The 12,491-nt window shown below is 45.9% G+C and carries 7 protein-coding genes and 2 pseudogenes; 3 read left to right on the top strand and 6 right to left on the bottom strand.

The window, feature by feature from the left end; all coding sequences use genetic code 11:
• Nucleotides 1-353: 353 nt before the first annotated feature.
• Nucleotides 354-814 (bottom strand): annotated as a pseudogene (locus tag J2T14_RS10240) (ABC transporter ATP-binding protein); the annotation flags it as partial.
• Between the two features lie 156 nt (nucleotides 815-970).
• On the opposite strand from J2T14_RS10240, the gene J2T14_RS10235 reads away from it, so the two are divergent.
• Nucleotides 971-3,967 (top strand): OmpL47-type beta-barrel domain-containing protein, encoded by a 2,997-nt coding sequence (locus J2T14_RS10235; RefSeq protein WP_307470461.1) that lies wholly within the window; start codon nucleotides 971-973, stop codon nucleotides 3,965-3,967.
• A gap of 12 nt (nucleotides 3,968-3,979) precedes the next feature.
• Nucleotides 3,980-4,159, top strand: a complete 180-nt coding sequence (locus J2T14_RS30850; protein WP_373458138.1) for a sugar-binding protein — start codon at nucleotides 3,980-3,982, stop codon at nucleotides 4,157-4,159.
• A 438-nt stretch (nucleotides 4,160-4,597) separates the two neighbouring features.
• Here the strand turns inward: J2T14_RS30850 and J2T14_RS10230 are convergent, their stop codons facing one another.
• Both J2T14_RS10230 and J2T14_RS10225 read right to left on the bottom strand, forming a co-directional pair.
• The gene (locus J2T14_RS10230) at nucleotides 4,598-5,224 is read right to left on the bottom strand and encodes a type 1 glutamine amidotransferase family protein (RefSeq protein WP_307203394.1); all 627 of its coding nucleotides are present in this window, start codon (nucleotides 5,222-5,224) and stop codon (nucleotides 4,598-4,600) included.
• A 110-nt stretch (nucleotides 5,225-5,334) separates the two neighbouring features.
• Nucleotides 5,335-6,297: a helix-turn-helix transcriptional regulator gene (locus J2T14_RS10225; RefSeq protein WP_307203395.1), complete on the bottom strand. Its 963-nt coding sequence runs from the start codon at nucleotides 6,295-6,297 to the stop codon at nucleotides 5,335-5,337.
• Between the two features lie 661 nt (nucleotides 6,298-6,958).
• Between J2T14_RS10225 and J2T14_RS10220 the strand changes: the two are divergent.
• Nucleotides 6,959-8,210, top strand: a pseudogene (locus J2T14_RS10220) (IS110 family transposase).
• A gap of 480 nt (nucleotides 8,211-8,690) precedes the next feature.
• On the opposite strand, the gene J2T14_RS10215 reads toward J2T14_RS10220, so the two are convergent.
• From J2T14_RS10215 to J2T14_RS10205, 3 genes are all read right to left on the bottom strand, one after another.
• Entirely contained in the window at nucleotides 8,691-9,311 is a 621-nt protein-coding gene (locus tag J2T14_RS10215) for an NAD(P)-dependent oxidoreductase (protein WP_307470460.1), read from the bottom strand.
• A gap of 164 nt (nucleotides 9,312-9,475) precedes the next feature.
• Nucleotides 9,476-9,817: a hypothetical protein gene (locus tag J2T14_RS10210; protein ID WP_307470458.1), complete on the bottom strand. Its 342-nt coding sequence runs from the start codon at nucleotides 9,815-9,817 to the stop codon at nucleotides 9,476-9,478.
• A gap of 287 nt (nucleotides 9,818-10,104) precedes the next feature.
• Entirely contained in the window at nucleotides 10,105-12,459 is a 2,355-nt protein-coding gene (locus J2T14_RS10205; protein ID WP_307470456.1) for an eCIS core domain-containing protein, read from the bottom strand.
• Nucleotides 12,460-12,491: the final 32 nt, after the last annotated feature.

Genomic DNA, 12,491 nt, shown 5'->3' with positions numbered 1-12,491 from the left:
TCTGTTACGAATGTTTAGCGTACAAAAAAGCCATCCTGTTGAGGATGACTCTGCAGCAATTTTCAAAAACTGTATTTTTGTTCAATAAGGAACCATTAGGCTTCTTTTACGTTAAACGATGTCGCGCCTTACATCGCTTTCACATCTCTATTTTATTGGTGCAAGCTTAATAATAGAACTAGTTTCTCTGCTATACTCCCAGTTAGTTGAGAAACGGCAGCCATTATGTCGGTTGCCGTGTCTTAATTCATTGAGCTAACGTACCCGTTAGCTTAATATCCAATTGGTCCTGTAATCCCATGTTTTAGAACGCAAATTTGCCCACGTTGCATACAAAAAAAGACACTGAGATCCTATTCCAGTGTCTTTTTTGTTGATACTTTTCCACCTAAAGCCAAATCTATTTTCGTTTCAACTGTTTTTTTCTTTTGTTCAGTTTCTAAATAGTCTCTATCAAAATGACTAGCATAAATCATCTTTCTAAATTTTTGAATACTCATTTTTCGAATCGTCTTATCGTCAATGATTAAAACATAATCCATACCATTTACCACAGAATAGAAATCATGAGAATCGCACCTTTATGGTCTTCAATGGCTTTCTCCAGTGCTATTTGTGTATAGGTACCTTCAAAGCAATACTTTGAAATATATGATCTAATCTCCTTATAAGTTTTAAACCCAGCATCGATGAATTCTTCTAGTATTGTATTAGAATCCTTTAGCATTTCGCCTTGAATCTGAGATAAACAAGCCACTTTAACATCAGCATTTATTTGAATTGAATCATGATTATTGTTAAAGATTTCTAGGAGAAAGCGTTTCCATAGATTCTATATTTTGACAGGTTGAAAACCTGGTAAATATACCACATCATATAGTTGGGCGTTTGTCAAATTGACAATGTGTCCGAATACGATGCGGGTAAGCCGTAGGCGCACCGGATCGAAAAATAAGGAGGATTTTCATTGATGCTAAAACGATTTAGCAAAGTACTCGCGTTCCTCTGTTGCTTGGTAATGGTGGCATCGCTAATGCCTGCCAGCTTTGCCGTCGCCACTGACAACATCAAGTACGCAGAAGCACTTGATGGCGACCTCAGTTCTACAACTCCTACAACCTTGCAGGCGAATGATACGCCGACCGCCATTTTCGGAACTCCCGAACTCGGGTCAAACGACCCACTATGGGCCTTGACAATGGAGCATCTCATCAACAAAAGCACTGTACCCGACGACCCCAGACCCCATGCCACGGGCACAGCCAGAATCCTGTGGGACCACGACTACCTGTATGCCCGCGTAGTTGTGAAGGACAGCAATCTATATCAGGGAGCCGGCGGAGATCACACGTACGACAGCCTGGAGTTTTATGTCGGCAACGGATCCGGAGGCTCAAACCAATGGCGTGTCAGCGCGACGGGCGTGTTCTCAGGGCAGTCCGCTCCGGGCAGAGCTGCGTGGACCCAGATCACGGATACAGGATATATCGTGGAGATGAGAATACCCAAAAGAACCTTGACCTTACAGGAAGGCAAGCTTACCTTTGAGGTCTATATCAATAACTCGACGGACAAGGGCGGTGACCGCTATGAAGTCGTTTCCTCTTTCGGAGTTCCGGACGCGGGTTATTCCAGCGATGCTTCATTTAGAGACAGCCTGCAGCTCTCTTCAGCCAATGAAGTGGACAACAGATTCTCAATCACCGCCACGGCGGGATCGGGCGGTGCAATAACGCCGAACCCACCAGGCGATGTTCTGAGACTAGCTAAGGGCTCAAGCAAAGAATTTACGTTTACCCCCAATAACGGCAAAATCGTGGATACCGTAACGGTAGACGGCGAGGCCGTGACTCTATCTGCTGGCACTTATACCTTTGCAAATATTGAGGCTGACCATACCATTCACGTGACATTCAAAAACGATCCGAACGCGAAGCAGCTTCCCTTTATCGTATGGAATGACAACTTCGCCCGTGGCGAGTACACGACGGCTGTCATCATTGACTTAGGCGATGGGAAGGCGGCGTTAGGCTCCTCGCTTAAACCGGGCTTGTTTACCGTCTCGGCTAGGAACACGACCCTGAAGGGCGACTCGGTGACCTTTGAAGGGACGCGCAAGATCATAAGGGTATACGCCAATGACAAACCAAAGGTACGCGGCTATAAGGGCACGGTAAGCAATTCCCCAGATTATCAGGAAGGACTGGCAAGCGGCCGTTACATCGTAGTTGAGTTTGAGTTTTATTCAGAGAGCGGCGGCAATATAACGTTGGATGGCATCAGTAACTCGACAAAGCAGGTTTACAACATCGTCCAGAACGACGGGATCGCACTGACAGATGGGAGTTCGCTTAGCAACGTGGTTTTTGAACAGGACAAAGTTGTGAATCCGATCCTTGACAAGTTTACAACATCCACGAGCGATTCGGTCAATCGCGCGCTCTACCTTCACAAGGATGGCAACGGTAATGTGGTGCAACGATTACCGCTGTATGTCTATACCCACGGCAGGTCACGTGGCGGCACAGACGCTGCAACAGACCCCAAAGCGGCCATGAAATCCGCCAACGGCTCGGTCGCTTTAATGAAGAAAATGGAAGAAAATCCCGAGAAATACGCCAGCCATATACTGAATATTTCCTATAATGGCACATCTACTCCCTCTACAGCCAATGTTAAGAAGGTTATAGACGACCTGGTTGCCAGCAGCGCAGTAGACCCTAACCGTATTTACGTGGCGGGCTTCTCATGGGGCGGCCTGTATACGAACAGCTTAGTTAACGACTACCCCGGCTTCTTCGCAGCCGCCGCACCTATGTCTCCGGTAAACGGATCACCGAACGCGAGCACCAACGGCGCTCACGCCAAACTGGCCTATTGGATGTTTATCAATGCTAATAACGTTGGCATATACCAGACTAACCTCACGAACTTCATAAACACCAATATGCCGAAAATGACCAACGCGAGGGCTTCGCGCTTTGAGAGCAATGAGGCTCTTACGTGGCCCTACAATCAATTCGATCAGCCGAGTCAGAGGCCGAATCCGGCCAACACACCTGCCCTGCCTGATTATATAGCTCACGAGGTTGAAGCTGCGGTTCTTTACAACCAGATAACGATGGGGACTTGGAGCATAGCTCCCACGGCGCAGTCCTCTAACTTGCCGGCTTGGAACAATGACTACACAGACGTCTTTGATTGGATGTTCGCGCAGAGAAAAACACCTCCTGTAACCATGGATAACGCCCCAACCGGGTGGCAGACCCATCCCGTGAACGTAGTCCTTCAAGCGACCGATGCAGACAGCGGAGTTGCTTCCACGTACTACAGCTTGGACGGAGGAGCCTATACCACCGGCAATTCTGTATCGATTTCATCGGAGGGGATTCACACTCTTCGTTACTACAGCGAGGACCAGGCAGGCAACAAGGAAGCGGTGAAGGAGAAGATCATTCAGATCGATCTGACAGCCCCTACTATTACGATGCCTGACATCTCGAAGCTTCTGATTAGTGATGCTCTGAACTATCCGATTGTGGCATCCGATGCAACTAGCGGCGTGGATTCGGTATCCGTCACATGTGACGGTAAGCCTGCCTCCCAATTAATTACAGCAACACCATTGAGTCTATCGCTCGGTGTACATTCCATCGTCGTGACAGCAAGCGATAAGGCGGGAAATTCCGTTACGGTCACACGTCAGATAACCGTTTATATGGAAATCGCGCATCTGGACTCGTTGTTCCAATCAGGCAGTGACAACGGCTTCATTACGAAACCTGATCTGCTAAGCAGCCTATTAGCGAAGGTGAAGCAGGTGCAAGCGGCCGGCAACGACGCCAAGAAAACAAGCAATGCCCTGAACGCCCTTAGCAATGAAGTAAGTGCCCAGACGGGGAAAGGACTGGAGTCCGGTTATGCGGCTTTAGTGCAAAGTATCCTTCAGTCCTTAGGCAACAAATAAGCTAGGGCAGCAGTGCCACGTTGCAGAAACAGCCCGCATGCGGTAATCGCATACGGGCTTTTTTGCATTGAAATTGACAAGGGGAACGCAAACCCTTGGGAGCAGGATTCAGTCGAAATGGTTGTTGACATGACGAACTGCTCCAGCGCCATGTACTCGAACGCTTCTGGGCATTACCGCATTCGGTACTAAACACACGACAGTAGCATAGGGCTTTGGTCTATGCCTGCTTCATTATCACTTGGGTGCCGCTGTCGATGCACGCGCTATCAATGACGGTCTGTATCATAATCCCTCATTTCCCGGACTATCGGTTTGAATCATATTCAACAAATACTCGTCGGCTTTTTTGCCGAGTTTTTGCTTTGGATACTTGACGGAAGTCAGCGGAACCTCGCAGGTCGCACACCTTTAAATTGAACTTATTTAATATAATCCTCAGCCCACTTATATTTTCCATGAGTCTTTTTTCAATAAATACCTTACACTTAGTAGTCTCTCTCCCTCTTCAGCCTACTACATTCGCTGCATTAATATATTGAAAATGGAAGTTCATCTCATCATATTCCATTTTCTTCAATCCCGATATATCATTACCACACACTCCACATGCCTTGTATCCCTATATTATCATTGGATTGAACTCATTAGCTCGTGGAAGTATTTAGGTTCATGAGTTTTATTAAGACGATACCAAGCGTCTAATGTTTTGGGAGAAAATACATCTAGCGCTTTTAAAACATGAACAGAAAATTCTAATGGAGCTACTCCGGATGCAGTGATCAATTCCCCATCGGTAACAGCAGATTCCACTTTGTAATATTCTTCGCCCGTGTAAGAATGGCAGATCATTTTAAGGTAGGCCAAATCATTGCTTGTGTGCCAACGTGAATCTAACAATCCTGCTTGAGCAAGTCCTAAGGTAGCACCGCAAATTGCTCCAACGACTATCCCTTCCTTTAAACACATCTCGGCCATTTTTAATATGGGTACGTGAACAGCTTCTGTCCATGTATTTCCACCAGGTAAAATCAGTGCATCTACGCTTTTAATGCTGCACTCATCCACTTTGATGTCAGGCATTATTTTCAATCCGCCCATTGTAGTTACTAGAGTCTTTTCTATCCCAACGGTGACTATTTTGGCAGGAGCCAGCCCCTGTCTGAAGTATCTTCCAGAGTTCAGTTCGGCGGCTAAATAACCTATTTCCCAATCGGACATGGTATCAAACACATAAAGATATACGGTATTATTCATTTCTAAGTGCTCCTCATCAAGTTTATTAGGTAACAGCAACCATTCATCTGTAATGAGTGGTTATCCTTATAATAAAACAACCTCACTGACAACTGCTGTCAGTGAAGCTGTTAAACTTGATAATATTCCATTAACTCTGAAGCAACCGCCACAAGTTTATTCTTTAGATTCTGTGGCTCTATAACTCGAATGGATTTCCCATAAGGAAGAATGATTAACGGAACATGTGTATACAGCGCTTCTTCCTCAAGTAAAAAAATGGCTTGCGTCGATGTCCGCTCCTGCAAATGATGCTCCAAAAACCAATGTATGCATAGATCATCCAACGCCTCTGCCTTGCCACTAATAATTAAAGAAATGTATCCGGATTTACCTGCTACATCTGGTAACAGATTATTCATAAAAAAAGTACGCGCTGAAAATTCATTGGGACGCCTAAATGAGAATGGCGTGCGTGTGATGCTCAGAATTCGTTCTACCCGAAAGCTGCGGATCTCATTCCGCAGGTGGCAGAATGCAATGGTGTACCACTTATTGTTCCAATTAACCACGCCATAGGGGTCTATTACCCTATTGGGGGACTGCTCTTCATGACTGTTACGATAAGAAATTTCTACAGACCATTCATTTGCTACAGCGTGCTCCAATTCCTGCAATACCGGCTGTACAGCGGGGTATCCCCTGCGGTTTATTACTTCAAATCCGGCTAAATGATGGCTTAGTAACCTTTCCTGCTCCTGATTCGAATACATTTTCAACTTGGATGTTGCATTCTCTAATGCCTCACTCAAAGGATACCCGGCTTCTTTTGCAAATAGGGCAGCATGAAGCAGTGTCTTTTTTTCATCCATACTAAATAACAGAGGAGATTTGATAAAATTGTGCAGCAAGCTATACCCGCCATTGTGCCCGGTGTCGGATATGATAGGGACGCCACTGGCACATAATGCATCCATATACCGATAAACTGTTCTTATATTTATCTCCAACTTTTCCGATATTTGCTTCGCAGTCAATTTCTCTTCCGAATTCAACATCCATAGAATGGTTAGCATATTATCATTTTTTGGCATAACATAACCCTCACCTTTGATTAACACTATAATTAAATTCTAACAAACACTTTAAGTGTTTGCTAATCAACTGTATTCCTTTATTCTGAGCCTAGTAGTGTTGATACACTCCCGAGTTCCTTATTATGTTGACAATCCAGATACTTCGTCCGTTGATGACAATTCGTTGAAGTTTCTCAGCACTCCCTACGCATGGAACGCCCCAATTTTGAAAAACGCAGCCCCGACGGACTGCGTGCGTTTATCGTGTATGGTGGACCTTAGAGGGATCGAACCGCTGACCTCTTCACTGCCAGCGAAGCGCCCTCTCAGCTGAGGTAAGTCTACTAAACCTTCATCAACATTACATTTGAGCGGTACTGTCACATCTCATTTTCGAACCATCAATATGACCGACTCCACATGCGCTGTCTGAGGAAACATATCGTCGCGGGATATGCTCGAGTAATAAATCGATTAGACTGCTTAAAAATAGGAACAGCGGTAGCCTTGGACTCAGATATTAAGTCCAAAACTGCCGCTGTTTATTGAACTAACGTTTCCCGTTAGAATTCCTGTAAAACGAATAATTTGGAGTTTGAACAAAAACGAGCGCCTCTGTACGATGGGATTACGCACGAGGTCAAAAGCCTCAAAAAGCCCATCAGGAGGTCGCTCTACTATGAAGTTTAAGGCACAGGACAAGCAAAATCAACTCATTGAAAACATTACCGTTCATCACTTGGTCATTGGTGTAGATATCGCTCAAGAAGTCCATGTGGCTCGCGCTGTCAGCTTTCGTGGGATTGCTTTGGGAACCCCACTCGAGTTTGGTAACCATCGTGAAGGGTTCAATCAGTTCGAACGTTGGATCCAAGATCTACTCAAATCCTACAGACTTAGCAGCGTCATCGTTGGCATGGAGCCCACAGGCCACTACTGGTTTAGTCTAGCACGCTGGCTCTGAGTCCGTTCTAGTGAATCCTCATCTCGTCAAAAAGAACAAGGAAAATCGGGATAACACACCGTCTAAGAGTGATCATAAGGATGCACTAGTCATTGCAGACATGGTCAAAAACGGGTACTACTCTCCTGTTCGTTTCCATCCCGGAGACTACGAGGAACTGCGTATTTTAATGGCAAATCGAGAGACTGTTACCAAACGCCTCAACGCCGCGGTAAATCAGATTCATCGGTGGGTAGATATTGTATTCCCCGAACTTCGCCAGGTCTTTAAAATCCTTACTTGCACCAGTGCAATCGCAACACTTAGGCTCTTTCCTCTACCGAAAGAAATCAGCCAGCTAGATACGGAACAAGTCATTGCCGGTTGGAAGCAGTATGTAAAGCGTCATGCTGGTGTTAAACGTGCTGAACAGCTCATTTCACTTGCAAAAACCAGTGTAGGTACTACTCAAGCACTTCATGCTTACAAGCTCCATCTTGGGCAATTAATTGAAGAATATGACCTCGCTCAGCGTCAGCTTGAACAAATTGAGCATGAGGTTCGAATCATACTTGAACGCATTCCCTATGCACAAAAACTCCTTGAAATACGAGGTGTTTATGTAACAAATCTAGCCGGTATACTCGGCGAAGCTGGTGATCTAAGTGGCTATGCGCATGGTAATGCCTTGCTTCGTCATGCTGGGTTGAATCTTGCTGAGGCTAGCTCAGGGAAATGGCGAGGAAAGATGGTGCTTAGTAAGCGAGGCCGGCCACGCTTACGTCATTTTCTCTATCTCATGACGATGAGTACCGTCATGACTAATCCGGAAGTTCGAGCGGCACATCGCTACAATGTTGAGGAGAAGAAGATGAAGAAGATGAAATCCATCATGAAATTAATCGGTAAAGTAGCACGAATGCTTATCGCTTTGGCTAGAAGCAGCATTGTTTACGAACCGACCAAAGTATTCCCACAAGCAGCATAAAACTAAACGATCCTCACCAGCTCAAGTATTCGCAGGATGACAAGAAGCACGGAGTATCGGGATACGTTAAACAAAAGGGCTCGGACCCGTTCCGTTAGAAAGACCGACCTCCACCCCTTAGTTAAGATGTGACGAAGGAATGAAAGGGCTATGACCCGTTGAGACATGGGAGTGAGAATCTCTAAGGCGAAGTGGAGACGTGCGTATCATGGAACAATATGGGTGATTTCTATTCACCTTTATTTCCGCATGCCCAGTTCCGCCCATCTCATAGCCACCGGCTCCCCATTATCCTTCTCTTCATCTTAACTACAGGATGAAATCCTGCGAATTCATGAGTCTGAGTGAGGAAACTGAATCATTTCGAGGGAGCTTAATCAAATTTGGACTGTTTTTCGTTAAGTAATCTTCTCTTATAACCTTCAGTAGTGCATACTCTCCCTTGATCACTCCACCAAAGAAAGTATTTCTTTTATAGTATTAGTAGGCGATACCCACACGTGATTTTATAAAATCGCTACTTTTTATCTGGCTATATGTAAATTCTGCTGTATCCGACACGGATATTTCAACACCACCTTCCGGCAAAAAATTACGGTCTACACGATATTTACCTACACTTTCTCCATCAGGCAAATACGTAGGACAGACAATAGTCCATTCGAGTATTGATTGTTTTAGCATATCGTAAACTTTATGATGTTCTTTTGCTGCACGGGTTGACTTCTGCTTTGATTCGCTTGACTGATAACGCAGTGAATTTGGGGTGGTTCTACTTTGTAGGATGCCAGCAGTTCCTATAGTTATAATTCGTTGTATACCTTCGTTTTGCATTGCTTCGATAATTAGAGGCATACTTTCTGATAGAGTAGTTGTCCCATCAGTATTTAGTGAGCTAATAATTACATCAATCCCATGTGTTGCACGTACTATATCTTCTTTATTTAAAACATTCCCTTGAATAATCGTTAAATTTTCATTATTTATTTGAAACTTCTCTGGAGTGCGAACTAATACAGTAACATGATGTCTGTCATGAAGGGCATAAGTAACTATTTGACTTCCAACTCGTCCAGTTGCACCTAAAATTAAAATATTCATGAGAACGAACCTCCTCTTGCGAATACAAATACTACTCTATACTTTAAAAGTTATTATATCGTCTTTTTCAACTAATGGGGGCTTTTGTTCAATAAGGTTTAACGAAAACTGCCCGTTAGCGTAACGAAGGGTTTACAACGCGGTAGCCCTTCCGGTTCTACCCGTTAGCTTAATCCATGGTCCTCATCTATAATCCATGAGAACTCTTTAGAAATGGCAATAGCAATGCCAGTTATGGCGTGTTCTAATATGTCACTAATGGATCTCGGCAAATCTATTTCAATTAAGTTTACTTCTTCAACACCCTCTAGTGTATTAAACGCGTAGCTACCATCTAGTTCAGCAGGGATGCCTCTTAGCTCGATTGGTTCTCCATGGAGTTCTTTGTAAAATGTTAGATGACTAACTTTTTCAAAACCTAGATTATTAATTAAGTAATGTTCCAAATTCTTCGACGTTACTTTTTTCGTGTAATCATCAGAATGGATGCTTATATAGTCATACATCAAATCTCACCTCTCTCTGTATGATATATTAATAATAAACCAATGGATTTCCTTCTAAAAACAGCTACTCATTAACGTAAACTGCCCGTTAGCTTAATAAAATGAGCAGGCCGCCGCAGCACCTGCTCATCTATTTGTTACAATTCGTCATAGACAGCTTGACAATATCAGAGTAATCGGAGTTTTGTAGACTTTAGACATATTGGAGTACAGCACAATGAGTACATCGCCGCAACAGCGATGTACTCCGAGTCACGTACGTCCTGTAATGCGTCAGAGGATTATACTTATTTACCCTCTCGAATCCAATCCTTGTGCATCAATGCTTTCGCAAACTTATTGTTTTTTATATAGTTTTGCAAAATATGATGGGTCGAGAACATGACTTCCACCTCATACCACTTCTCATTGTTGAAATAATCACTTTCACCCGTCAGAGAAACGACGGTCGTGCCGTCGAACTCCTTATATTTAAATTGATTGGCCTCGTTAGCGTCATAGGTCAGCTTTATGTTCTCACAAATCGGCCTTTTCCCCTTCGCGAACGGACTCTCCTTCAAGCCATCTGCATAGGATTTCTCGTAGCCTTCCAGATACCCCTCCTCTTGGCTGACCAGATGCCATTCCTGATCCTCCAGACCATCGCGATAGCCGTCCTGCTCCCCACGCTCATACCAGTAGTCATAGCGGCCGTCAGCATCACCCGCTTCGTAGCCGCCACGGTAAGATTGATTGTCATGCATATCATTATATTTCTCGTACTCGGTGTAGCCCGACTCATAATAGCCGTCCTCTCTGCCATGGGAATGACCGAGCTCATATTGCCTGGCATCAAAATTTCCCTGCTCGTAGCCTTTCGCATATCCCTCGCTGTAGGCACCATTATTTCCGTCATCCTCGTAATAGTCCACATTATCATTATAGGCCGCCTTGCCATGATCGTAGCCCCAGTCATACCCGTAATCATAGACGATGTCACGAAGCTCAATAGACTCTCCTTCGCCCTGGTCAACGAGCGTCTCAAGCTCCTTCACAAGCTCCGCCAGCTCTTTGTTGCTGCCGCGCACCTCATTGAGCCTCTCGATTAAGCCTTCGCGGTTTTCGATAACGGTCTTGAGCAGATTGCTTGTCGTCAGCACCAATTCTTCGGCGTCGATATCCGTTCGAGCGGCTTTACCTCTAGTCTTTTTGTCGGGCTTGACTGCAATCTCGCCTTCACCCTTCTTCTCGGCCATACTGGACTTTCCGCCGGCAAGCGGAGAATCCATGTTCAGGTTTTTCTTGAATTCCGCGCCGTATCTGCCGCCCTTGGTATTGACCTGATACCAGTTGGCTGTCAGCTTGGAGGCGTAACGCACGTCAATCTTCTTCTTGCCTCCTAAATCGGTAATGACAACACCAGTAGGCTTCTTGGCAAGCTTATCATAGGCCTGCAGCTTCGGATTGCTGTCTTTCATAACCGTTGAATCGTCCTTGTACTGTACGTCTACGATGTACTTGTACCAATCGCCATCCTCGTTCACCGGATCACGAACGAGCTTCTCAATATTCGAGCTTTGCAGCGTATTCGCCGAGCCCGAGATGGCGGTCAAATTCCGCGGGTCGTTGCCTGGTCCGCCCAGCTTTTCATTAAGCAGATGGCCCGAGATATAGGATTTGCCCGATAACGCCTTGAATGCATTGACCCTCGCCTCCGCATTGGCATGACTAGGCGATGTTCCTAGATTATGATCGGGACCAACGAGCGCCTCTACTCGCTTTCCTTCACCCGCCAAACCGTCGATTGGGCTCCACTGCGCTTTGGTTTTGGCATCGACTCCGGTGGTCAGCGTTGTGCCTCTTCCTTCCTCGATGGCTGAATGGGTAGGATTGACGTCATCCCTCTTGCCCTTGAACTTGCCCCATCTAAACGTATCGCCGCGTTCGTCAATGACCTCTTGATCCCGGACCAGCGCACGTTGAATCGGTGCATCCGCGGAGGCAACCGGAAGAGGACCAAAGGACTTCCTCTGGGGAATAGCGGCAGAGGATGCTGCACGGTTTGCTGATTCCGACAGCGTGTGCGAGGCTGTTCCCAGCCTGCTCGCTTGCGCTCCCATTTGATCCGCTTCCTGCTCCAGTGCGCTATTATCATTGATGGCCGCACCCTTGAGCTGTGTGGTCGGTCTGACACGCCCCTGCCGCTGCTGCACGACATGCCAGCCTTCATGCGGGAGATGCTGCTCTTGTCCTGGCGCAATATGGATGTCATTGCCTTGCGCATAGGCGTGAGCCTGAAGCTCTGCCGGTCGTGAGGAGTTGTAATGAACGGATACATCCGATAAATCCATGCCCGACATCGTCTCAAGACCGCTCTTCAGACTGTCCGGCATGCCTGTCCGATTAGGCTCTGCCTCCTTGGCCAGCTGTGCAGGAGGACTTGAACCCTCCAAGCCGCCAAGTACCGAGCCTGCTGAACGGCTTGCCAGCAGCTGGTTAACAGCACGGTTGCCTGCGCTTTTCTGAAGCTGCATAATCAACTCCGGCGAATACCCGCCGTAAACTCCGCCGAAGCCTTGCTCAGCCGTGACGGGAGCAGCGGTCTCCGTTTTTCTTTGTACGGCCGCAGTTGGCTCACTGGCCTTTGCCATTTGATCCTTCAAGCTTCAACCCTCCGATTATCTTGTTATCCCTA

It is taken from the genome of Paenibacillus harenae (assembly GCF_030812415.1).
Classification (GTDB): Bacteria; Bacillota; Bacilli; order Paenibacillales; family Paenibacillaceae; genus Pristimantibacillus; species Pristimantibacillus harenae_A.
Note: the sequence above shows the minus strand (reverse complement) of the source record. Positions and strands in the feature narration are given on the sequence as shown.